This is a genomic window from Avibacterium sp. 21-586, assembly GCF_026226775.1.
GTDB lineage: Bacteria > Pseudomonadota > Gammaproteobacteria > Enterobacterales > Pasteurellaceae > Avibacterium.
In genome coordinates, this window is sequence record NZ_JAKKOD010000001.1 from 1,422,818 (window position 1) to 1,447,115 (window position 24,298).

At 37.2% G+C, this 24,298-nt stretch carries 24 protein-coding genes; 21 read left to right on the forward strand and 3 right to left on the reverse strand.

What is annotated here, in order from left to right:
* Positions 1-23 precede the first annotated feature (23 nt).
* The 7 genes from L5B71_RS06565 (at position 24) to L5B71_RS06595 (ending at position 8,860) form a co-directional block, all read left to right on the forward strand.
* Positions 24-1,010 carry a helix-turn-helix transcriptional regulator gene (locus L5B71_RS06565; protein ID WP_265757571.1) on the forward strand — a complete coding sequence of 329 codons (987 nt, stop codon included), beginning with the start codon at positions 24-26 and terminating at the stop codon, positions 1,008-1,010.
* Positions 1,011-1,069: 59 nt separating this feature from the next.
* Positions 1,070-1,816 carry a PP2C family protein-serine/threonine phosphatase gene (locus L5B71_RS06570; RefSeq protein WP_265757572.1) on the forward strand — a complete coding sequence of 249 codons (747 nt, stop codon included), beginning with the start codon at positions 1,070-1,072 and terminating at the stop codon, positions 1,814-1,816.
* Between the two features lie 62 nt (positions 1,817-1,878).
* Positions 1,879-2,715: an SIR2 family NAD-dependent protein deacylase gene (locus tag L5B71_RS06575; RefSeq protein ID WP_265757573.1), complete on the forward strand. Its 837-nt coding sequence runs from the start codon at positions 1,879-1,881 to the stop codon at positions 2,713-2,715.
* A gap of 54 nt (positions 2,716-2,769) precedes the next feature.
* On the forward strand, positions 2,770-4,134 hold the full coding sequence (locus L5B71_RS06580) for a DUF262 domain-containing protein (protein WP_265757574.1): 1,365 nt from the start codon (positions 2,770-2,772) through the stop codon (positions 4,132-4,134).
* A 14-nt stretch (positions 4,135-4,148) separates the two neighbouring features.
* Positions 4,149-6,023 carry a DUF262 domain-containing HNH endonuclease family protein gene (locus L5B71_RS06585; RefSeq protein WP_265757575.1) on the forward strand — a complete coding sequence of 625 codons (1,875 nt, stop codon included), beginning with the start codon at positions 4,149-4,151 and terminating at the stop codon, positions 6,021-6,023.
* A gap of 112 nt (positions 6,024-6,135) precedes the next feature.
* The gene (locus L5B71_RS06590) at positions 6,136-6,642 is read left to right on the forward strand and encodes an opioid growth factor receptor-related protein (RefSeq protein WP_265757576.1); all 507 of its coding nucleotides are present in this window, start codon (positions 6,136-6,138) and stop codon (positions 6,640-6,642) included.
* Between the two features lie 154 nt (positions 6,643-6,796).
* On the forward strand, positions 6,797-8,860 hold the full coding sequence (locus L5B71_RS06595) for an AAA family ATPase (RefSeq protein WP_265757578.1): 2,064 nt from the start codon (positions 6,797-6,799) through the stop codon (positions 8,858-8,860).
* A gap of 79 nt (positions 8,861-8,939) precedes the next feature.
* On the opposite strand, the gene yjgA is transcribed toward L5B71_RS06595, so the two are convergent.
* Entirely contained in the window at positions 8,940-9,473 is a 534-nt protein-coding gene (gene yjgA / locus L5B71_RS06600) for a ribosome biogenesis factor YjgA (RefSeq protein ID WP_265757579.1), read from the reverse strand.
* Between the two features lie 119 nt (positions 9,474-9,592).
* Between yjgA and pmbA the strand changes: the two genes are divergently transcribed.
* Both pmbA and hpt read left to right on the forward strand, forming a co-directional pair.
* Positions 9,593-10,942: a metalloprotease PmbA gene (gene pmbA, locus L5B71_RS06605; protein WP_265757580.1), complete on the forward strand. Its 1,350-nt coding sequence runs from the start codon at positions 9,593-9,595 to the stop codon at positions 10,940-10,942.
* 234 nt (positions 10,943-11,176) lie between these two features.
* On the forward strand, positions 11,177-11,719 hold the full coding sequence (gene hpt, locus L5B71_RS06610) for a hypoxanthine phosphoribosyltransferase (RefSeq protein ID WP_265757581.1): 543 nt from the start codon (positions 11,177-11,179) through the stop codon (positions 11,717-11,719).
* Between the two features lie 64 nt (positions 11,720-11,783).
* On the opposite strand, the gene L5B71_RS06615 is transcribed toward hpt, so the two are convergent.
* Positions 11,784-12,023: a DUF5339 family protein gene (locus L5B71_RS06615; protein ID WP_265757791.1), complete on the reverse strand. Its 240-nt coding sequence runs from the start codon at positions 12,021-12,023 to the stop codon at positions 11,784-11,786.
* A gap of 548 nt (positions 12,024-12,571) precedes the next feature.
* Here L5B71_RS06615 and L5B71_RS06620 point away from each other — a divergent pair.
* From L5B71_RS06620 to dprA, 11 genes are all read left to right on the forward strand, one after another.
* Positions 12,572-14,134 (forward strand): cytochrome ubiquinol oxidase subunit I, encoded by a 1,563-nt coding sequence (locus L5B71_RS06620; RefSeq protein WP_265757582.1) that lies wholly within the window; start codon positions 12,572-12,574, stop codon positions 14,132-14,134.
* Positions 14,135-14,148: 14 nt separating this feature from the next.
* Positions 14,149-15,285, forward strand: coding sequence for a cytochrome d ubiquinol oxidase subunit II (cydB, locus tag L5B71_RS06625; protein ID WP_265757583.1), 1,137 nt, complete (start codon positions 14,149-14,151; stop codon positions 15,283-15,285).
* 11 nt (positions 15,286-15,296) lie between these two features.
* Positions 15,297-15,395, forward strand: coding sequence for a cytochrome bd oxidase small subunit, CydX/CbdX family (locus L5B71_RS06630; protein ID WP_103853713.1), 99 nt, complete (start codon positions 15,297-15,299; stop codon positions 15,393-15,395).
* A gap of 4 nt (positions 15,396-15,399) precedes the next feature.
* Positions 15,400-15,705 (forward strand): cyd operon YbgE family protein, encoded by a 306-nt coding sequence (locus tag L5B71_RS06635; RefSeq protein ID WP_265757585.1) that lies wholly within the window; start codon positions 15,400-15,402, stop codon positions 15,703-15,705.
* A 166-nt stretch (positions 15,706-15,871) separates the two neighbouring features.
* Positions 15,872-16,270, forward strand: coding sequence for a tol-pal system-associated acyl-CoA thioesterase (gene ybgC, locus L5B71_RS06640; protein WP_265757586.1), 399 nt, complete (start codon positions 15,872-15,874; stop codon positions 16,268-16,270).
* A 46-nt stretch (positions 16,271-16,316) separates the two neighbouring features.
* On the forward strand, positions 16,317-17,000 hold the full coding sequence (tolQ, locus tag L5B71_RS06645) for a protein TolQ (RefSeq protein ID WP_265757587.1): 684 nt from the start codon (positions 16,317-16,319) through the stop codon (positions 16,998-17,000).
* Positions 17,001-17,049: 49 nt separating this feature from the next.
* Positions 17,050-17,472, forward strand: a complete 423-nt coding sequence (tolR, locus tag L5B71_RS06650) for a colicin uptake protein TolR (RefSeq protein ID WP_265757588.1) — start codon at positions 17,050-17,052, stop codon at positions 17,470-17,472.
* 16 nt (positions 17,473-17,488) lie between these two features.
* On the forward strand, positions 17,489-18,685 hold the full coding sequence (gene tolA, locus L5B71_RS06655; protein ID WP_265757589.1) for a cell envelope integrity protein TolA: 1,197 nt from the start codon (positions 17,489-17,491) through the stop codon (positions 18,683-18,685).
* 60 nt (positions 18,686-18,745) lie between these two features.
* Positions 18,746-20,020 carry a Tol-Pal system beta propeller repeat protein TolB gene (gene tolB / locus L5B71_RS06660; RefSeq protein WP_442780742.1) on the forward strand — a complete coding sequence of 425 codons (1,275 nt, stop codon included), beginning with the start codon at positions 18,746-18,748 and terminating at the stop codon, positions 20,018-20,020.
* Between the two features lie 9 nt (positions 20,021-20,029).
* A complete protein-coding gene (gene pal / locus L5B71_RS06665; RefSeq protein ID WP_265757591.1) occupies positions 20,030-20,500 on the forward strand; it encodes a peptidoglycan-associated lipoprotein Pal in 471 nt (156 codons plus the stop codon).
* A gap of 396 nt (positions 20,501-20,896) precedes the next feature.
* A complete protein-coding gene (dprA, locus tag L5B71_RS06670; protein ID WP_442780743.1) occupies positions 20,897-22,015 on the forward strand; it encodes a DNA-processing protein DprA in 1,119 nt (372 codons plus the stop codon).
* On the opposite strand, the gene rsmD is transcribed toward dprA, so the two are convergent.
* The gene (gene rsmD / locus L5B71_RS06675; protein WP_265757593.1) at positions 21,998-22,636 is read right to left on the reverse strand and encodes a 16S rRNA (guanine(966)-N(2))-methyltransferase RsmD; all 639 of its coding nucleotides are present in this window, start codon (positions 22,634-22,636) and stop codon (positions 21,998-22,000) included. The two genes, dprA and rsmD, sit on opposite strands and share 18 nt — an antisense overlap.
* 157 nt (positions 22,637-22,793) lie before the next feature.
* Between rsmD and ftsY the strand changes: the two genes are divergently transcribed.
* The gene (gene ftsY / locus L5B71_RS06680) at positions 22,794-24,269 is read left to right on the forward strand and encodes a signal recognition particle-docking protein FtsY (protein WP_265757594.1); all 1,476 of its coding nucleotides are present in this window, start codon (positions 22,794-22,796) and stop codon (positions 24,267-24,269) included.
* The last annotated feature ends 29 nt before the right edge of the window (positions 24,270-24,298 follow it).

A 24,298-nucleotide genomic window follows, 5' to 3' on the forward strand; every position in this document is an offset into this window, starting at 1 on the left:
TATGATCAAAGCTAGAGGGAATTATGGCAACTCGACCAAAAGATATTGATGCTACGCTCTTGCAGCTAGAAATTTTGAGGATTATTCCTAGGCTGCCAGCGAGTATAGATGCAAAAATGATTCATGAAAAACTGAAAGATTTAGGCTTTAATCGTGATTTACGTAGTATTCAGAGAACGCTACAAACACTTTGCTTACATTTTGACGATTTAGAATGTAATAACGATAGCAAGCCTTATACCTATTACTGGAAAGAACGTTCAGCTGGATTCGCTCTACCAGTTTTAAATGAGCAACAATCACTATTACTCAAACTCGCAGAAAAACAGCTTAAATACCTGTTACCTGCGAATATTATGTCCTCAATGAAACCCTTTTTCGATCAAGCGGATCGAATGGTTTCAGGTGTTTATCCAAATGGCAAAGAAAAGCCTACACATCAATGGCTCGATAAAGTTTGTATCACGCCGACAAGTTTACCGTTAATTCCTGCTAAAATCGGAGCTGATATTTTTTCAGCTGTTAGCCAAGCACTATATCAAAATAAGTTACTGAAGATTGCATATCAAAATCCAAGTGGTAAAAAATATGTTAAGACTATTATGCCTCTGGCAATTGCACAGCAAGGTGCAAGCATTTACCTTATTTGCCGTTTTGATGGATTTTCCGATACACGAATGTTGGCAATGCACCGCATCCGTAAAGCAGAAATTTCTACATTTAGCTTTGAACGCCCGAAAGATTTTAATTTACAAACTTATCAAGAAGAAGGACATTTAGGTTTTACAAGCTATCAGAATATTTGCAAAATTCGCCTGACTTTTTCTATCGCAAAATGGGCGGGGTTTCATTTGACGGAAACACCACTCTCTAAAGATCAACAAATTTTAGAAGAAAGTGATAAACATTACCGTTTTCAAGCAACCGTTTCTGAGAATGATATGCTGGAGTGGTGGCTTTTAAAATTTGGCGAGGATATTTGGGATATTGAGCGAGAGCCGTTAACATAGTTTACCTGCTATATAATTTGAATAAAACTCCTGGCAAACAGTCAATTAGGAGAAACCTTATGCCATTTCAACTCACATTTTGCCAGCAAGCTGGTAATGATAAAAAACATAATCAAGATGCGTTATTCAATGGTGTGAACGTTTACCAATGGCAGCTAAAAAATGCTGAAAGTGTTATTTTATATGAGGATAAGGTAATTTTTGGCATTGCCGATGGTATTTCTAATGGCCCAAAACCTCAACTCGCTAGTCGATTTTTAATGGAACAATTAAGTCACTGTCAAACGCTTAGCTCAGCTTGGCTAAGGGCAATTCAAAATAAGTTGAGTGAACGGTATGCTCAATCTTATTTTGGAACGAGTAGTACCTTTGTTGCCTGTGAATTATATGCGGATGGAAGTGGTAAAATAATCAATACAGGTGATAGTCGAGCTTATAAAATCACGATAAATGACGAGTGGCAACAACTCAGTTTTGATCATACTGTTCTTGCTGAAATGCAAGCTCAAGGTTTAGTTGGCGAACAAACGGAATATGCAGCAATGTATCAAGCTTTATCTGATTGTATTAGTGCTGATTTTGATGATGCAGATTTCCGTATTCATATTGCAACATTTCAACTAGCAAAAAGCGAAAGCATATTACTTTGTTCAGATGGTTTGCACAATTACCTCACACCGATACAGATTAAACAAATTTGGCAAAAATATCCTAATAACATTGAGCGTCTTCAGGTTTGTAGAAAAATAGTAAAAAAACACCGCACATATGATGATTTTTCTGTCGTTATGTGCAAATCTTTATAATTTAGCGACACAATTTGTCGTTTTCCTAATTAGAATAATAAAAAAGAAAAAAGGGGGAATCGATGAATAACAATCTAAATTATGCGGTTGAGCTTATTCGCCAAGCTGATGGTATCTTAATTACCGCTGGGGCCGGTATGTCTGTTGATAGTGGTTTACCTGATTTTAGAAGTGTTGGTGGATTTTGGAATGCCTACCCGCCACTTAAAAAATTTAATTTGCAATTTACAGATATTGCAACACCTCTTGCCTATGAACAACATCCTGAACTTGCTAAATGGTTTTTTGCTCATCGCTTAAATCAATATCGCCAAGTAGAACCTCACGAAGGTTATACAATTTTAAAACGCTGGGCAGAAAATAAACGATATGGCTATTTTGTATTTACCAGTAATGTGGATGGGCATTTTCGTAAAGCAGGGTTTAATGAAAGTCGAATTTACGAATGCCACGGCACGTTAGATCGCTTGCAATGTATGAATAATTGTCAAGACCAATCTTGGTGGTCTTATGGTTACAACCCTATTACGGATGACGAACAATGTGTAGTCGTTAGCGAAGTTCCAACTTGCCCCAATTGCGGAAGTTTAGCACGGCAAAATGTAATGATGTTTAATGACTATACTTATTGCGAAAACTATCAACTTATTAAATATACACTACTTAATAAATGGCTAGATAAAACTCAGCGTCCAATAGTCATTGAAATCGGTGCAGGAAAAGTCGTACCGACAGTTCGCCATTTTTCCGAACGCATCGCTAAACAGAAAAAAGGTGGTTTAATTCGTATTAATCCGATTGATGCAGGTGTGCCTAAAATACACTTTCTAAGCTTGAAAATGGGAGGATTAGAGGCGTTGAGAGCAATTGATAAGTTATTACAAGCAGATGAAAACTAATGAAGTTTTGTTACAATGTGTAGTATTTCAAATTTTAGAAAGTAGGAAAATAGAATGAGTCAAGAAATTGTGGAAACCCAAAAAATTGTTACGAAAATCCAAAAAATTGGCGATATAGTAAAAAAGGAACTATCTATTCCAGACTATCAAAGACCCTATAAATGGACAAGTAAAAATATTATCCAACTATTAAACGATCTCTATTTTAATTTTGAAAAAGGTAAGAAAGTTTATCGAGTTGGATCTATCGTTATACATCACGATAAAAAAGATAATAAACACAATATTGTAGATGGACAACAACGGTTAATTAGTTTGTCGTTAATTTTATATTTATTAAATAACAATAATGATAGCATCTTAACCTTACCACTACTCAAGGAAAAACTTCCTCATACTATTAGTGCTGATAATTTAATAAATAATAAGAATGCAGCCAAGCAATTTATGCAAGATAGAGTGAAAGATAATGCGGAATTTGCTAACTATATTTTAAAGGTATGTGAACTGGTTTATATTGAATTAAATGACATTGATGAAGCATTCCAGTTTTTTGATGCGCAAAATGCAAGGGGTAAATCACTTGCACCCTATGATTTACTTAAGGCATATCATCTAAGAGTGCTAAAAACAGATAAAGTAGATAAAGAAACCACTTATCAATGTGTAGAAAATTGGGAAAATGCGGTCAGTTCAGAGATAGCTAATTTAGAACAAGTGATTAGTAATACATTGTTTCGATTACGCCGTTGGTATAAGTATCAACACGCAGAATCTTTTACCAATAAAGAATTAGATACTTTTAAAGGATATAATGCTGATGATAATTATCCTTATATTAATCAGCAGTTAGCTAATTTTAATTTATATAAGCTTTATCGAATTTTGCCTACGCGAATAGATCGTCGATTTAGCCAACTAAGTTTTCAATCTACCCAGCCAATTATCAATGGTGAACTGTTTTTTAGATATGTTGAACATTATAGAGAAAGTTATGTTTTCTTATTTCATAAAAAAAATGGTTTCTTAAACAAAAGTGAAATTTTTGATAAGAAATTAACTGAAAAAGGCGGATTGTTACATTTTATCGATAGTTATCCAGGTGCTTATCGTGTTGGCGATAGATATATTAAGAACTTATTTCAATGTTTAGTTATGCTTTACTATGATAAATTTGGTCAAGAACATCTTGTTCAAGCGATAGAAAAATGCTTTAAATGGTGCTATCGCATTCGCTTAATGCAAGGACGAGTGTTTTATAGAACGATAGAAAATCAGGTTTATGCTGAAAACAGTTTATTTTTTCATCTTATAAAATCTGATAACCCTAGGGAGTTTTTAGAATTTATCATTGATAAATATGAGCAAGAATTTGATACAAATAATCATACAGGTTTAGCTACCTTACTAGAAATTTGATTTGGAGAAATAAAATGGAAAATAATCAAGTGAAAACATTAACAGTAAGCGAGTTATGCAATGGGGACAAATATATTATTCCGATTTATCAGCGTAATTATGCTTGGGGAAGAGATGAAATTGAGCTATTGATTCAAGATATTTCAGAAGCACTAAAAAATAAGGAAAATAATTATTATATTGGTAGCTTGGTTGTTGCAAAACGAAAGGATGGTTATGAAGTTATTGATGGACAGCAACGGCTAACAACATTGAAATTATTATTAAGCTATTTAAATAATCATCCAAATATTAATGAGAATCAAAATATTAATTTGAATTTTGAGTATCGTGATAAATCTAATCAAAGCCTAAATGATTTAGGTAATAGTGAATATGGAAACAGTATAGAAATAGGGTATAAATTTATCTTAGATATTTTTAATGAAAAAAATAATTTTAATGAAAAAGAATTTTCTAGTTTTTTACGAAATAAAGTTGTAATTTTAAGAACTGAAGTGCCAGAAGATACCGATCTTAATCACTATTTTGAGATTATGAATAATCGAGGTGAGCAGTTAGAGAAGCATGAAGTATTAAAAGCTAGATTAATGGAAAAACTCACTGGCGATGATGATAAAAAACTATTTGCATTAATTTGGGATGCCTGCTCAGATATGTCTGTATATGCAATTAAACGTTTCCCTTACTCAAAGGATAAGGATAAAAATATAAGAACTTCAGAGGTGTTTTTTGGTGAGTTAGTGAATAAAATACCAATGCAAACACTAGAAAATTTCGATGCAATGAAAAGCACCTTGAATGAATTTAAAAATAATGATGGTGAACCTAATAATAAGAGCATTTTAAGTCTATTGAAAGAGACTGATAATAATAGACTTAATCAAGATAAAAGAAATTATGAAGATGGAAATTTCCAATCTATTATTGATTTTCCAAACTTCTTAATGATTGTGTATAAGATTTTTCGTGGTAGAGATGTGCCATTAAATGATAAATATCTTCTGAATGAATTTAAAGAGATAGGGAATGAACCAGCGACCATAAAAGAATTTATCCTTCTATTACTAAAGGTTAGATTGATTTTTGATCGATACATTATTAAGTCAAAAGAGGAAGAGGATAGTTGGATTTTAAATGGCATAAAAAAATATAAAGAAGGCTCCTTTAGGGAAGTTAATACCTTTGGAACTGCTTTGGAACGACTTGACAATGATGCTGATAAAGATGGTGATACAGATGATTTATCTGAAAATCATACTAAAATAGTACAGTTATTATCAATGTTCCATATTTCATTTAGACAGAAGACCTATAAAGACTGGTTATTTGATGTGTTAGAAAAATTATATAAATCCAAAAAATTAGAAACTACATATAGTTTAAGTGCTGTTGAATATATAGAAATTCTGGAGCAGTTAGCTTATGAGTATTATAAAAACTCTAAAAGACAAGAGTTATTTAAATTAGGTGGGCAGAATATACCAAATTATATCTTTAACTATTTAGATTATCTGTTATGGAAAAATTGGGATAATCATGGTAAGGATAATAAATTTTTGAAAAAAAGTGATTTCGTATTTTCATTATCTCGAAACTCTATTGAACATTATTTCCCTCAGAGTAGAATAGGTAGTTTAAGTGAAAATGATAAGGATAATTTTGGTAATCTATGTTTGATTTCACATTATCAGAATTCATCATTAAACAATGAAGTGCCATCAGAAAAAAGAAAGCGGTATGAAAGTGGAAGTTTAAAATGTATTAGCCCCAAACAAGCACTAATGCTTTCGCTTTCTTGTGATAGCTGGGGTAGTGAAGAAATTAAAAAACATAATGATAATATGATGAAAATTTTAAATCCTGAAAGCAATCAGCATAATAAATAATAGTATTAGCTAAAGTGTTAACCCCTGCGAAATCAGGGGTTCGTATGCTGTAAGATGTTGAGATGCTCGAAAGTTATAAGTGGAGTGAATAATAATGTTATAGGTATTTGTTATGAATCAGCATCCTATTATTGAATTTTATCAAGGTAAACGTAAAACAAGTCAGGCTAATTTGAGCTTGGAAGAAACTTGGAGGCTTGAGAAATTTATATTAAATCAGGGCTATTTTTGGATTGCGTGGTTGTTTCCCGTAGAAAAAACGTCAAAATGGAACAATCTCGCACCTGCATTTCAGCCACAAGATACGATGTTTTTTCGAAATGATCCCAATATTCAAGAGAAGTTTTTAACGACCTTTAAGCATATTATCTCTTACTGGGGATTATATTTGGAAAATGGTGAACTCAAAATTAGCGAAGAAGTAAAAAATCGACATTATTGGATTAGGGATATTGGACACGAAGACAAAAAAATCTCTCGTATTATCGTAAGCCTTAATTTATGTGGACAGCCAGCACTTGCAAAGCAGCTACAACATATTGCTATTCAATTAGGAATGGAGAAAGGTACACCAAAACCTGAAACAGTTGAAATTTGGAAGCGGTTATTAGATGAATAATAGTTTTCTTGCTTGATACACATAAAGCAATCGTACAATTAAAAAATCTTTTTTAAGATAATTTCAAAAATATAAATTTCTTTCTTTTTTGCGACACTAATTGTCGCACTCATAAATATAATTTCTAATGTGAAGTTAGTAAAAGGAATATTTTATGAGTAAATACCAATTAAATCCTGCAACCGTTTCGCTTTATTCTGAAAAAATTATGCTAAAAGCAATGTTTGAGTATAAATTATTTTCGGAATTTTTTCGTAATAATCGTTATGATGATGACGATGTGGCATATGCTCTTGGCTTGCCACAGGAAATGAAAACAGATGCTGACCTTGAACAACAAGCCCGTGAGTTATTAAAGCAACGCTATCAAACTATTTTGGCTCAAAAAGAAGAGCCAAAGAATTGGCAAACTGCATATGATAATTTAGCGAAACTTACAGAGTTTCTTGAATTAACCGCTTGCGAAAAAGCTATTATGAAATTGGCATTCCATTTACAAGCAGAGCGAAATTTGCTTGATTTGTTGGCGTATATACCTAAAGGGGATTTAGATCAAGTCGCATCAATTTTAGCAAATTTGATCAATCATCCTCAAAAAGAGGTGAGATTTGCACTCACTAAGCGAAGCAAATTGAGGAACTATGGCTTGGTTGATGTGCACAATCATGATTATTTTGATTCTCTTCTCGATTACTTACGCTGGGGAGATGCTTTAGATTTTGATGATTTTGTAATTCTACCAATTACTGAAAAATCCTTAATTGAGCAAGCCACTATTCCAACATCACCTTGTACATTAAAACTTCGCCACTATGATCATATCGCTAAAAATAGTGAAATGATGTTAAATTACCTTGAATTTGCGATAAAACGCAAGAAAAAAGGCGTGAATATTCTACTTTATGGGGTGGCAGGAACTGGTAAAACCGAATTTGCGGCGCTATTGGCTGAAACATTAAATCTACCTGCTTATACAATGGCTAGTCAGGATAAAGATGGTGATGTGTTAAGTGGCACAACACGTTTAGAAAACTGCCGTTTAGCACAAAAATTACTGGCAGGTAAAAAAGCAATTATTATTTTTGATGAAGTGGAAGATGTTTTCTCAGCTTCTTTAACTGAACGTTCAGTTGCTCAAGAACATAAAGCGTGGGTAAATGATTTTTTGGAAAATAATGCTATTCCAATGATTTGGATATCTAACTCAGTTACTTGTATTGATAATGCCTATTTACGCCGTTTTGATATGGTATTTGAAATGCCGATGTTACCGAGTAAACATAAAGAACAACTGATTACAGAGCTAGCAGGAGATAAACTTTCTACTGATTATATTCAATATTTTGCCCAGAATACTGATTTATCGCCAGCAGTATTAAGCCGCACTTTAAATGTAATAAATGTGTTGCCAACAGAAAATTCTACAGATTTTGCTGATAAAGCATTAACAATGTTTAATCAAATGCTCACCTCTCAAGGCTTTAAGAAAATCGAACCACTTATCGAAAATAGAGTTTTCTATAATTTAAACTGGGTGTCGTGTAAAAATAATCTGCATAAAATTAGTGAAGGACTAATGCGTATGAAGCGGGGAAGAATTTGTTGCTATGGTCCACCGGGAACAGGTAAAACGGCATGGGCAACGTGGTTGGCACAAGAAATAGGAATGAAAACATTAATTTGCCAAGGTTCAGATTTATTAAGTATGTATGTAGGTGACACAGAGCAAAATATTGCACAAGCTTTTCAACGGGCAAAAGAGAATAATATGGTGTTAATTTTTGATGAAGTAGATACTTTTTTATTCGCTCGAGAAAATGGACAACGTAGCTGGGAACATAGTCAAGTAAATGAAATGCTGACTCAAATTGAAAAATTTGAAGGCTTACTTATCGTTTCAACTAATTTGATGGATAATCTTGATCCTGCAGCTTTACGCCGTTTTGATCTTAAATTACATTTTGGCTATTTGGAGCTAGAACAGCGAAAAGATGCAGCTATCAGTCAAGTAGAGAAACTAGGTTTAACGAGCTTAGATGAACAACAGCTTGCTCGCTTTCAATATCTGAATAATTTAACATTAGGTGATTTTGTGGCGATTGCTCGACGTCATCAAATTTTCCCTTTTGAAACAAGCACTGAATGGCTCAATGCTTTAGAAAATGAGTTACTACTAAAACCTAAAGTAGATACCAATTTAGAGAAATGGGTGCTTTAGGCTAAAACAAGCGTTTTCAGCAAAAAATGGCACCTTAAGCGTGCCATTTTTATTGAGATATTGTAGGCGATTTTACAAATTATTCTTCAATCGCCAACTCTTTCAAATATTGAAAAATCTCACGATAGGCTTTTGGTGGTTTGTTTTGTGCTTTTTCTTTTTGCGCAGTGCGGATTAGGTTGCGTAGATGTTGGCGATCGGCATTGGGGTAGTCATTTAGCACATTGCTTAATGCTTCGTCCCCTTTGACGATGAGTTCATCACGCAGTAATTCTAATTTATGCAACAGCGCTTGTTGGTGATTGTGTTTATTCTCGATTTTATCCAAGGCTTCTTGAATTGGCTCAGCATCTACTTGGCGCAGTAGTTTGCCAATATACTGTAGCTGGCGGCGTTTTGCTTCTTTTTGTAAGCGTTGAGCGAGCGCAATGGCATCAAGAATATTTTCTTCCAATGGCATTTTTTCTAAGTTGGTTTTGGTTAGATTTACCAATTTTTCACCCAGCTGTTTTAAGGCTTCTGCATCACGTTTTATTTCACTTTTGCTTACCCAAATAATTTCTTCTTGTTCTTCATCTTCCCAATCAAATTGTTCTTTTCTACGTTTTGCCATAAGGTTTTCCTAAATCTAAATGCGCTAAATGGGCGTTAGTGTAGCATAATTTCGGCTAAATTAGCGAGATAAGGGAAAATGGGATAGAATACGGCAAATTTTGATGAGAGGTTAAAAAAATGCAACAAAATCCCACCGCTCTTTTAAAACAGCAAGAACAAGAATTGTGTGAGGCTGTGAGTTATGCCATTGATATTGCAACAAAAGCGGGCGCAAGCGCAGAAGTTGCCGTGACCAAAGTGAATGGGCTTTCTGTTTCTACACGTTTGCAAGAAATTGAAAATGTGGAATTTAATAATGATGGGGCATTAGGTATTTCTGTTTATTTAGGACAACAAAAAGGTAATGCGTCCACTTCCGATTTAAGCCCGGCGGCGATCAAAAATGCGGTGGAAGCTGCCCTTGCCATTGCAAAATATACGTCGCCTGATGATTGCACAGGCTTGGCTGATCGCGATTTAATGGCGTTTGATGCGCCAGATTTATCCCTTTATCACCCCGCTGACATTGATGTGGATCAGGCGGCAACGTTAGCATTGAATGCAGAAAAAGCGGCGTTGGATTATGATGAGCGTATTGTAAATAGTGAAGGGGCAGCGTTTAATTCTCATACTGGTGTGCGAGTTTATGGCAACAGTTATGGAATGTTGCAGAGCTATTTGTCTAGCCGTTATTCCCTTTCTTGTTCAATGATTGCGGGGGAAAATGATCAGCTTGAGCGTGATTATGAATATACTATTTCACGTTATCCGGATAAGTTAGAAAATCCAGCCTGGGTGGGGGAAAACGCGGCGAAAAAAGCCTTATCGCGTTTAAATCCGCAAAAAATCGCAACCCAAGAAGTGCCAGTAGTGTTTTTAAATGATGTGGCAACAGGGTTGATTAGTCATTTAACCGCGGCAATTAGTGGCGGCAGTTTATACCGTAAAGCGAGTTTTTTATTAGATGCCTTAGGTAAGCAAATTTTGCCAGATTGGTTTCACATTAGTGAACGCCCACATTTAATAGGGAAATTGGCTTCTTCGCCTTTTGATAGTGAAGGCGTGCGAACTCGCGATATGGAAATTATTGAGCAAGGCATTTTACAGACTTATTTATTAACTAGTTATAGTGGGCGAAAACTCGGTATGCAAAGCACGGGCCACGCAGGTGGGATTCATAATTGGTTAGTGAAACCAAATTTGCAGGGGGGATTGACCGCACTTTTAGAAAAAATGGGAACAGGCTTGCTAGTTACGGATCTAATGGGACAAGGCATCAATCTCGTTACTGGTGATTATTCCCGTGGCGCAGCAGGATTTTGGGTGGAAAATGGGCAAATCCAGTATCCTGTGGCTGAAATTACCATTGCTGGCTCACTTCCCGAAATGTTTAAGCAAATTGTCGCCGTGGCGGACGATGTAGAACTCCGCTCTAATATTCAAACCGGTTCAATTTTGTTAGAAAAAATGAAAGTATCAGGAAATTAATTTTATAAATGAGAATTATTATTATTGACAATTGTTTTGGGTTTGCTATAATGAATGCGTTTGTTAAGTATTGTTGTTGAAAATGAGGATTCATTTTTAAGATGCTCCAAACAAGTAGAGTAGAAAGTAAATTCGTTAGGGTATTATAAAAGGCTGAGACTTATATCTCAGCCTTTTTTTTGCTATAATTTGAATGTTTTTAACTCAATTATTTCGCTTAAAGGTAAATTAATAATGAAAAAACACTATGTAGATGTGATGATTTCTGAACAAGATGTGTGTGCAAGAATTAGCGAATTAGGCCGTGAGATTACCCAATATTACCACCAGCAAAAAGTAGAAAAACTGGTTGTGATTGGTTTGCTACGTGGCTCCTTTATGTTTATGGCTGATCTTGTGCGTGAAATTGATTTACCAGTAGAAGTGGAGTTTATGACTACTACAAGCTATGGTACGGGAATGACGACAAATCACGATGTAAAAATTAGTAAGGATCTTGATGGCGATATTCGTAATGAACAGGTTCTCATTGTGGAAGATATCATTGATACTGGTTATACTCTACAAAAAGTCCGTGAGATGCTAAAATTACGTGATCCAGCATCATTACGTATATGTACCCTATTAGATAAACCTTCACGCCGTGAGGTGGATGTGCCTGTTGATTGGGTGGGATTCACTATTCCTGATGAGTTTGTTGTGGGCTATGGCATTGATTATGCGCAACGTTATCGTAATTTAGGCTATATTGGAAAAGTAGTTTTACAAGAAGAATAATGATAAGCAATATAAAAAGGCTAGAGCTTAACTAGCCTTTATTTTTTCATTATTAATTTCACTCTTATTGGTTATCTTGCTGAATAGATGTTAGTTTAGTTAGCGCTACATCACAGCTCTTAATTTGTGTTGCAACTTCCATCTCTAAAATCTGTTTTTTACTTTGTTTTAGTTTACTTTTGATTTTATTTAACTGAGTGTGTGTGCCGGGTTGTTTCTCTGCTTGGGAAATGAGTTTTTCTGTTTCTTTAAAGAGTTTTTGGCATTGTTGAGGAACATTATCCTGTTGTGCAGCATTTGCCATTGGGAATGAAATAAGGGCATATCCAATGATGGCGGCTAAAAGAGTAATCTTTTTTATAGTTAGCATTTTGTTAAGACTCCTTTTATTTTAAATATTTATCTAATAAATCAATTTGTTATGGTTATTCATTAATAATAATGACATACCTAATTAGATATAAGTGATGGCAACTTACCAAAAAAATTAGCTTAAGTCCAGTTATTTGACGTTTTTTAGTCTATGTTTGTAACTTTGTTGTAATTGATGTTGTAAAAATGTTGGGAGAATTTATAATTCTCACTTTGCCCTAAATAGCCTTGTTATTTGGCGTTGAAGTGTAAAAATGTGATCGGTGTGGCATTATTTACTATTTTTTATCCATACTTTTAATAGTAGAATAATACCGATCTAGAGTTATCTGCTTTTCGTTTGTTGCTAAATGGTTGTTATCTTACCTTTTCGCAGCAAAGGCAATTCAGGATAATTAGCTTAAGGGTATTCCTTTAAGATTTGGGGTGGTTACACAGTAATCATTGGTTTAGAACTTGTAATATTTACAAGGAGTTGAGATGTTAGACGTTGTTGAACTCTCTCGATTACAGTTTGCATTAACGGCACTGTATCACTTCCTGTTTGTACCGTTAACATTAGGGTTATCCTTTATTCTTGTGATTATGGAAACCTTATATGTTGCGACAGGCAAAGAAGTCTATAAGGATATGACTAAATTCTGGGGAAAATTATTTGGTATTAATTTTGCTCTTGGAGTAACAACTGGAATTACAATGGAGTTCCAATTTGGTACTAACTGGTCATATTATTCTCATTACGTGGGCGATATTTTTGGTGCACCACTAGCAATTGAAGCATTATTAGCTTTCTTTTTAGAATCAACATTTGTTGGTTTATTCTTTTTCGGTTGGGATCGTTTATCGAAAGGTAAACACTTACTTGCAACTTACTGTGTAGCGTTTGGGTCAAATCTTTCTGCAATGTGGATTTTGGTTGCAAATGGTTGGATGCAAGCACCAGTTGGTTCAGATTTCAATTTTGAAACAATGCGAATGGAAATGACCAATTTCATGGATCTTTGGTTAAACCCAGTTGCACAAAGTAAATTTTTGCATACTTTATCAGCTGGTTATGTTTCAGGCGCATTCTTTGTTTTAGGCATCAGCTCTTACTATATTTTAAAAGGTCGTGATACTGGTTTTGCGAAACGTTCATTTTCTGTCGCTTCAGTATTTGGGACAATTGCTGTATTTACAGTATTGATTATGGGGGATGAATCTGGTTATGAAATTGGTCAACATCAACCAATGAAACTTGCCGCAATGGAAGGTGAGTGGCATACAGAACCTGCTCCAGCAAGTTGGAATATGATTGTTGTACCTAATCAAGCTGAAAGACGCAATGATTTTGCACTGCAAATTCCTTATGCGGCAGGGATTATTGTCACTCGGTCTATTGATAAAACGTTTTCCGGTATAAATGATATTTTAACTGTGAATGAGCAACGTGTCCGTCAAGGTATGGTTGCTTATGAGCTACTAGAAAAATTACGTGCTGAGAAGAAAGCGGGTGGAATTAACGAGAACACAAAAGCTCAATTTGATTCAGTTCGTGGTGATCTTGGTTATGGGCTATTATTGAAGCGTTATACTGATAAAGTGGTTGATGCCACTGAAGCTCAGATTAAACAAGCAACCTTAGATACGGTTCCTAAAGTAGGACCTACTTTCTGGGCATTCCGTGTAATGATGGCCGCTGGTGGTTTAATCCTTATCTTAATGGTTTCCGCAGTGGTACAAAACGTGCGTAAAAGAGTGGGTAAAAGTCGCTTATTGTTACATGCATTGTTATGGGGGCTTCCGCTTCCTTGGCTTGCCATTGAAAGTGGTTGGTTCTTAGCCGAATATGGTCGTCAGCCTTGGGCTATTTACGATATGTTACCAGTTGGTGTAGCTGCATCGAACTTAACCCCTGGGGTATTATGGTTCTCAATCGGTCTTATTTGTGCCCTTTATACTATTTTTTTAGTAGTAGAAATGTACTTAATGTTTAAATATGCTCGTCTTGGTCCGAGTGCATTAAAAACAGGTCGTTACTACTTTGAGCATTCATCTAAATAATTAGGAGCCTAACTATGATTGATTACGAATTTTTACGTTTTGTTTGGTGGGTTCTCATTGGCGTATTGCTGATTGGCTTTGTAGTAACCGATGGATTTGATATGGGCGTTTTAACTCTTTTGCCATTTGCTGGTAAAAAAGAGATTGAAAAACGTATTATGATAAACTCAATAGCTCCTCACTGGGATGGAAACCAAGTATGGTTATTAACGGCAGGAGGGGCAATGTTTGCCGCTTGGCCAGTTGTCTATGCAACTTCGTTTTCTGGTTTCTTTGTGGCAATGATCCTAGTTTTAGGGGCTTTGTTCTTCCGTCCTGTTGGCTTGGAATATCGAGCAAAAATTGATAGTCCGGTGTGGCGTAAAGCTTGGGATGCTGGTTTATTCATAGGTGGATTTGTGCCATCAGTGGTATTTGGTGTGGCCTTTGGTAATTTATTACAAGGTGTACCATTCTATTTCAATGATATGCACCAAATTTTCTACACAGGATCATTCTTTGAATTATTAAACCCATTTGCCTTACTTTGTGGTTTAATTAGTTTATCAATGCTCATTACGCAAGGCTGCGCGTGGTTACAGTTAAAAACTACCTCTGAATTGCGTGAGCGTGCAAGAGTCATTACCCAAGTTGGTGCAATGGCGACCTTAATCACCTTTGTATTAGCAGGCGTGTGGTTATACTTCAAAGATGGCTATGTGGTAACTAGCGTAGTGGATCATAATGCGCCTTCATCGCCACTAACAAAACAAGTGGCTGTTGAAGCGGGTGCGTGGTTCAAAAACTACTTTGATGCCCCTGTATTGTTCATCTTCCCAGCTTTAGCAGTAGGTGGTGCATTATTAAATGTATTGGCATCGAAAGCAAACCGTTGTGGCTTTGCCTTCTTGTTCTCATCATTAACAATGGCTGGCGTGATATTAACTTGTGGAGTGGCAATGTTCCCATTTGTAATGCCATCAAGCTCTCACCCTGATATGAGCCTATTAATGTGGGATTCAACATCAAGCCAATTAACCTTAACCTTAATGCTTGGTTTTGCATTAGTGTTTGTGGTGATCTTATTGTCTTATACCATTTGGTCATACATCAAAATGTTTGGTCGTTTGGACAGTGAATTCATCGAAGACAACAAAAACTCATTATACTAAGGAGCGAAGTTATGTTTTATGTTTTATGGGTAGTGGGTGTCTTATTTGCCATAATGCTAAGTGCTGTGATTACCATTGGCATTGAAAAAACAGGTAAATTTGACGAGTAAGTCAATGATTAATAAAGCATATCATTTAGTAAATAAGGGCTCTTGGCGAGCCCTTTCATTGATCTTGGCAATTGTATTAACCCTTTGCTTTTTCTTTAATATTTATGGTTTTGTCTCGTATTTAAGGGTTGAATTCAGCACTTTGGCTATACTTTGTACATTGTGGGCGACGGTAATTTTATGGATTCACGGTATTGGTTTTGAAATACGTGCAACAATCTGGAAGCTCCTCTTTTTTCCCTATATTGGCTATCTAGTAGGTATTTTGACCTTGATCTATACCTTTCTCTTGCCAGATCTCTCGCGTTAATTCAAGTGCGGTGTGTTATTAGCTAGTTTTTATACTTAAATAAGATAAAAATCTTTTTAATTTACACCGCACTTTATTTCTTGCTAATCCTGATTAAGCTCTCTACAATACGCCAATTTTCTATGCTAAAAAAACAATGATGAAACAAACTCAGGTTTAATGATTTATGCCAACATTTTGTGTACCGATGCGAGTTTATTATGAAGATACCGATGCAGGTGGGGTGGTGTATCATGCCCGTTATCTGCATTTTTTTGAGCGAGCAAGAACGGATTATTTGCGTGAATTAGGGTTTTCCCAACAAGCATTACTTGAGGAACATAAGCTAGCATTTGTTGTCAAAACAATGCAGATTGATTATCGCCTTGCCGCAAAGCTAGATGATTTATTAACGGTGGAAACAGAAGTAAGTGGCATTAAAGGCGCAACAATTTTGTTTTCGCAGCAAATAAAACGTAATGATGTGCTGATTTGTACGGCTGAAGTAAAAGTGGCTTGTGTGGATCTCACAAAAATGAAGCCTGTTGCTATTCCTCAGGAAATGAAAGCAGCACTTACAGTATAAATAGGCAATTACCTATTTTTTATTCTCTTTTTTGGGAGCTATATAAATGACCAGTGAATTGAACTTTTTGGAACTGTTTTTAAAAGCCAGTGTAGTGGTTCAAATTGTAATTGTAATCCTGATCGCTTTTTCCATTATGTCTTGGGCGATCATTATCCAGCGCAGCCGCGTATTAACCAAAGCCTTAAAAGACTCGGTTACCTTTGAAGATCGTTTTTGGTCAGGAGAAGAATTGTATAAATTATACGAAGGATTATCTAACCGTCGCGATGGTTTAACCGGTAGTGAACAAATTTTCTATGTCGGCTTTAAAGAATTCTCACGCTTAAAAAAAGCTAACCCAGATGCGCCAGAAGCAATTATTCAAGGCAGTACGCGCGCAATGAATTTGGCAATGAACCGTGAAATTGAAGATATGGAAACACGCGTACCATTCCTAGCTACGGTGGCATCCATCAGCCCATATATCGGTTTATTCGGTACGGTTTGGGGAATTATGCACGCCTTTATGGCATTAAGTGGTGCCAAACAAGCGACCTTACAAATGGTTGCACCGGGGATCGCAGAAGCCTTGATCGCAACAGCAATTGGTTTATTTGCCGCAATTCCTGCGGTAATGGCGTATAACCGTTTAAGTTTACGTGTGAATAAACTTGAGCAAAATTATGGTAACTTTATTGATGAGTTTACCACCATCTTGCATCGTCAAGTCTTCGGTCGCCATCAATAGTATGTCGCACAAAGTGCGGTGATTTTTAGCAAAGTTTTTAGAGGCAATAATGTCTTATCGTCGTAAACGTCGTGATATAAAATCTGAAATCAATATAGTGCCATTTTTAGATGTGTTATTAGTGCTATTGCTTATTTTTATGGCAACCGCACCGATCATTTCTCAAAGTGTGCAAGTAGAATTGCCTGATGCGGTGGAAAGTCAATCCGTATCCAATGAAGATAAAGTGCCCGTTATTTTAGAAGTATCGGGTATTGGTCAATATAGTCTTTCTATTGGTAGTGAACGCAGTGAAAATCTTACAGAAGAAATGGTTACGCAGATGGCTAAACAAGAATATGACAAGGACAGCAACACGATGTTCTTGGTTGGCGGAGCGAAAGATGTGCCTTATGAAGAGGTGATTAAAGCACTCAATTTACTGCATCTAGCAGGAATAAAATCTGTTGGATTAATGACAAACCCAATTTAAGGTAAGTAGGTTTATTGTGCGTAATGATCAACGAAATAACGGAATTGGCGCATTTGCCGTTTCAATTATTCTGCACATTATTCTATTTGGCTTGTTGATTTTTGGCTCGCTTTATTACAAAGTAGAAATGATGGGCGGTGGTGAAGGCGATGGAGAGGTTATCAGCGCCGTGATGGTCGATACAGGCGCTGCTGCACAGGAATGGGGACGTTTGCAACAGCAAAAAAAAGGGCAGGTGGATAAATCTACTCAACCACAGCAGAAAGAACCCGAACCACAAGAACAAAAACAAGCACAGTTAGAAGAGCAAAAACGTCAGCAAGAATTGGAACGCCAAAAGCAGCTTGAAAAACAGCGTGAGCAAGAGCGCCAAAAACAGCTTGAACTGAGAAAACAGCAAGAACAGCTAGCGGAGCAACAAAGGGAGCGTGAAGAACAAGCTCGCATTGCCTTAGAAAAACAGAAACAGCAAGAAGCAAAGGCGAAGCAAGAGGCGGAAGCCGCAAAGCTGAAAGCAGACGCTGAGGCAAAACGTTTAGCTGCACAAGCCAAAAAAGCGGAAGAAGAAGCCAAAGCGAAAGCAGCTGAGCAAGTGAAAAAAGCCAAAGAACAAGCTGAAAAAGAAGCGAAGTTAAAAGCCGAAAAAGCAGCAGCGGAGACAAAAGCTAAAGCGGAAGCAGAGAAAAAAGCTCAAGCGGAAAAAGCAAAAGCTGAAGCTGCTGCAAAAGCCAAAGCAGACGCAGAAGCTAAAGCGAAAGCTGAGGCCAAGGCAAAAGCGGACAAAGCTAAAGCCGAAGCGAAAGCTAAGGCCGAAGCAGAAAAACGTCGAGCTCAACAATCCGCATTAGATAATTTCATCAATGGTGGTGATATTGGTGGCGGCAGTGCAAAAGTTGGCGGTAATGCGAATAAAGCAGGTAGCCAAGGCAGTGGCGCAGGTGATGGCAAAAAAGAAGGGGATCGTTATGCGGGTATCATTAAAAAAGAAATTCAACGCCGCTTCTTAAGAGATTCTAGTTTTACTGGAAAAGTTTGCGAAATACGTATTCAACTACAGCGTGACGGCACGATCTCCAGCTACCAAAGAGTTTCTGGCCCTAATGATATTTGTTCTGCAGCAATGAGTGCGGTGGCAAGAACGAAGAAAGTACCGGCTGCGCCATCAGATGCTATTTATAGTAAATATAAATCACCAGTTATTAATTTTGAGTAATTGGTTTAACAATCTAAGGTGAACTTTATGAAAGTAATGATTCGTATCACACAGTTTTTAATGATGCTATGGATGCTATTGGCAAATGTCGCCTTGGCAGATGACGAAGTGCGTATTGTTATTGACGAAGGGGTCGATAGCGCACGCCCTATCGCCGTTGTGCCATTCAAGTGGAATGGCGCTGGCGCAATGCCAACTGACGTGGCAGAGATTATTTCTGCAGATTTACGCAATAGCGGTAAATTTAATCCAATTTCGCCGGCAAAAATGCCACAACAACCTACTTCAGCTTCAGAAGTGAATGCTGATGCTTGGGCATCCTTAGGCCTTGATGCTATCGTCGTTGGGCAAGTTACCCCAAATGGCAATGGATACAGCATTGCTTATCAACTTGTGGATACCATCGGTGCTTCTGGCACAGCAGGCGCAGTATTAGCACAGAACCAATATGCCGTTCCGGCGAGTGCAATTCGTTTAGGCGCACATACGGTAAGTGATGAAGTGTTTGAAAAACTCACGGGTATTCGTGGAGCATTTAGAACAAAAATTGCCTATGTTGTGCAGAAAAATGGCGGTTCAAAACCCTACCAAGTGCGTGTCGCTGATTATGATGGGCATAACCAATTTATTGTTACACAAAGTGCGCAACCATTGATGTCGCCGGCTTGGTCGCCAGATGGTAATAAACTTGCTTATGTTTCTTTTGAAAATCGCAAATCTCAGCTTGTGGTGCAAGATTTACGTTCTGGCTCGCGCCGCGTGGTAGCATCCTTTAAAGGACATAATGGTGCGCCAGCCTTTTCACCTGATGGTTCAAGATTAGCCTTTGCTTCATCAAAAGATGGCGTTTTAAATATTTATGTGATGAATTTAGGCAGCGGCAGTGTTTCACAATTAACGAGCGGTTCAGGTAACAACACTGAACCTGCGTGGTCGCCAGATGGTCAATCTATTATTTTTACTTCTGATAGGTCAGGGGTACCACAAGTGTATCAAATGAGTGCAAATGGTGCTGGTGTAACGTTACTAAGTTCCGGTACCCGCACTTATAGTGGGCAAATTTCAGCTGATGGCCGTACTTTAATTATGATTTCAGCAGATCATATTATGAAAAAAGATCTGGCATCAGGTACAACGGAAATGCTGAGCTCTACTTTCTTAGATGAAAGTCCAAGTATCTCTCCAAATGGAATTATGATTATTTATAGCTCTACACAAGGTTTAGGAAAGGTGCTACAATTAGTTTCTGCTGATGGACGTTTCAAAGCACGTCTGCCGGGAAGTGATGGGCAAGTGAAGTTTCCTGCTTGGTCCCCATATTTAACCAAAAACTAGGAGAAGTTAATGAAAAACTTTGCAAAATTATTAGTAGTAGCAGGCTCTGTAGCGGTATTAGCAGCTTGTAGTTCTTCAAAAGATGAAACAGCTGGTACAGCATCTATGGCAAATGCGCAAAACTTTGGTGGTTATTCAGTTCAAGATTTGCAACAACGTTACAACACGGTTTACTTTGGATTCGATAAATACAACATCGAAGGTGAATATCAACAAATCTTAGATGCGCACGCTGCATATTTAACAGCAACACCAGCATCTAAAGTTGTTGTTGAAGGTAATACTGATGAACGTGGTACTCCAGAGTATAACATTGCATTAGGTCAACGCCGTGCTGATGCAGTAGCTCACTATTTATCTGCTAAAGGTGTTCAAGCAGGTCAGCTTTCAACAGTTTCTTACGGTGAAGAAAAACCTGCTGAGTTAGGTCACACTGAAGCGGCATATTCTAAAAACCGTCGTGCAGTGTTAGCATACTAATTCACATTATTATATTAATCGGAAACCGAGCTTTGATGGCTCGGTTTTTTTATTTTTTACAGGTGCTATCATTACTATAATGAATGTAAGTTTTACCCATCTAATTAAATTAGAGGAGATATGCGAGTAACGACAGAAGACAGAAAAATTATCTATATTTTTCTTTGATTAACTTTGGATTGCGTTAATCATATTGCTTAAACATAAGACAAATTTTAGCAAAACGCATTTAAGAAATTGCCCTACTTGCAATCAAGATAACTGCTATTGCGTGCTAGCATTATAGCATCATTAAAATTTCTACGATTTTGATCGCAAAATTTACTCTTTTTTTCCTAAAAAGAACAAAATCATTCCATAATCTTTCTGTTTTTTTTTTCCACATTGAGCTTCTTCATAATGAATATAAATGAAATTATACTTCGCCTATTACAAATACCAAAACTTGGTGCTAATCGAATTCAAAGAATATTGTCAGAAACTAAGCTTGAAGAGCTTGTAGGTTATGATCGAATAGCTTTTAAACAGATGGGGTGGGATGACATTCAGATCGAGCGCTGGTTTTATCCACAAAGTAAATTTATTATTCCAGCGTTAGAATGGGCGGAAAGTTTGGGCAATGTGTTATTAAATTTTATGGATAAAGATTACCCATATTTATTGAGACAAATTTCTTCAGCTCCACCTATTTTGTTTTTACAAGGAAATATCACCGCACTTTCTCAACCCCAAATTGCCATTGTGGGCAGCCGTTATTGCTCTAACTATGGTGAGTATTGGGCGAAATTCTTCGCTCAAGAGCTAAATGAGATTGGATTTGTTATTACCAGTGGATTGGCATTGGGTATTGATGGTTTCTGCCATCAGTCTGTAGTGGAAAGGAAAGGGCAGACCATTGCCGTGCTAGGTAGTGGTTTAAATACCATTTATCCTGCTAAGCATCGTGGTTTAGCTAAACAAATTATTGACAATAATGGTACGCTAGTTTCTGAATTTTTACCAAATCAGGCTCCAATAGCAGAAAATTTTCCCCGTAGAAATCGGATCATTAGTGGGCTTTCTCTTGGCACATTGATTATTGAAGCAACAGAACGAAGTGGTTCATTGATTACCGCGCGTTATGCTATTGAACAAAATCGTGAAATATTTGCACTTCCTGGTAATATCCAAAATGGCTTCAGTAACGGCTGTCATAAATTGATTAAGCAAGGGGCAACACTTGTGGAAAATGTGCAGGATATTGTGGATAATCTACCGAATTACCGCTATACCACATCACGTTATGCACTGCCAAAACAGCAACATCTTCCGTTGTTATCAGAAATACCAGAACAACCAAAGACTGAATCGCCACTCCACCCTGAACTTTACGCCCAACTTAGCCATATTGCCATCAGCCTTGATGAGCTTGCTGCCCGCTTATCTTTACCCATTGATGTACTACTCACGCAATTATTAAGTTTGGAATTACAAGGTTTAGTGGTGAGTGAAAATGGCTTATATCGAAGGAGTTGAAACAGTATTCACCACACAATCAATGTATTGATACAAGCGATAACACACTTGTCCTGTGGTTTTTTCTTTTAATATTTGCCAATTATCTGGCACGTTTAAAGTTTTATTCTTTTCTGTTTCTACATAAATTAGTGCATCTGCTTTAAGCCAATTGAATTTAACAAGGAAATTAACCGCCTGTTGAGCAAGATCGAAATGAAAAGGCGGATCGAGAAACACCAAGTCAAACATTGGTTCTTGCTGTGGCTGTTGTAAATAATGCAAGCTATCTTGGTTGATTACACGCCCTTGCTGTGGAGTACATTTTAGCTGTTGTAGATTCTGCGTGAGTTGCTTTGCCACCTGCTTATTGAGCTCTAAAAAAGTCACCTGCTTAGCTTGGCGTGAAAGGGCTTCTAACCCCAATGAGCCGCTACCGGCAAAACAATCTAAACAAGTAGCATCCACAATATAAGGCATCAGCCAGTTAAATAGCGTCTCTTTCACCCGATCGCCTGTTGGACGCAAGCCTTCCGCATTCAGCACAGGCAATTTCCGCCCACGCCAAAGCCCTGCAATAATACGGACTTCACCTTTTGCCAGATTAGTATGTTGCTTGCGGGTCGCAGGATATTTTTTCATAGGGATTCGCCAAATTATGATAAACTATGCAAACTTTTCGCTGAACTCAATACCCATTTTCAGCCGATTTTTGCGTTCGGGAACAGAATAAAATCAGGTGTATAGTTTAGTATAAAATTCAAAAAATCAGTAATTTTTTCATAATAGTGAGTAAGTTATGACAGAAAAAAATAAAAAAGGCGGTTTTTGGTCTTGGTTTGGATTAGGAAAAAAGAAAGAAGAAACACCACACCAATCTGAGGAGCAAGGACCAGACGTTACCGCTCAAACAGAACTTCCGCAAGAACCAAGTGCGGTGGAAAATCCAGAAGTTTTAGCACAAGAAACAGAAATTGTAGAGCAAGCCGAACTTTCGCAAGAGCAACCTGCGGTAGAAAATCCCGAAGTTTTAGTGCAAGAAACAGAGATCGTAGAGCAAGCAGAGCTTCCGCAACAGCAAAGTGCGGTGGAAAATCCCGAAGTTTTAGCGCAAGAAATAGAAATTGTCGAACAAACAGAATTTCCGCAAGAACCAAGTGCGGTGGAAAATTCTGACGTTTTAGCGCAAGAAACGGAGATCACCGATCAAACAGAACTTCCGCAAGAACCAAGTGCGGTAGAAAATCCTGATGTTTTAGCGCAAGAAACAGAAGTTACAGATCAAGCAGAGCTTTCGCAAGAACCAAGTCCGGTCGAAAATTCTGAAATTTCAACGCAAGAAAAACCGAGTGAAGGGGGCTTTTTTAGCCGTTTGGTGAAAGGCTTAATTCGCACCAAACAAAATATCGGTTCGGGCTTTTTCGGGCTATTTTCGGGCAAAAAAATTGATGATGATCTGTTTGAAGAATTAGAAGAACAGTTGCTCATCGCTGATATTGGTATGCCAACAACCACTAAAATTATCAATAACTTAACGCAGCACGCTAGCCGCAAGCAGCTAAAAGATGCAGATTTACTGTATCAACAATTAAAATTAGAGCTAGCAGAAATTATCAAGCCTGTGGCACAGCCTTTAGAAATTGATACCAGTAAAAAGCCTTATGTGATTTTAATGGTGGGCGTCAATGGTGTGGGGAAAACCACCACCATTGGCAAGCTTGCGCGTCAGTTCCAACTACAAGGTAAATCAGTGATGTTGGCAGCGGGAGATACCTTCCGTGCCGCTGCGGTGGAACAACTTCAAGTGTGGGGAGAACGCAATAATATTCCTGTGGTGGCACAAAGCACCGGTGCGGATTCCGCTTCGGTGATCTATGATGCAATGCAATCTGCGGCTGCGCGCAATATTGATATTTTGATTGCCGATACCGCAGGGCGTTTGCAAAATAAAAATAATCTCATGGACGAGCTGAAAAAAATCGTTCGTGTAATGAAAAAATACGATGAAACCGCTCCACACGAAATTATGCTTACCCTTGATGCTGGCACAGGGCAAAATGCGATTAGCCAAGCCAAATTATTCAACGAAGCGGTAGGCTTAACGGGAATTAGCTTAACCAAATTAGACGGCACAGCCAAAGGCGGCGTGATTTTCGCCATCGCCGATCAATTCAAATTACCGATTCGTTATATTGGTATCGGCGAAAAAATTGAAGATTTACGCCCATTTGAGTCAGAGGAATTTATTGAGGCTCTATTTAGCCATGAAGAGTAGTGATTAAGTAAAGTGGAAAAAATGCTCCG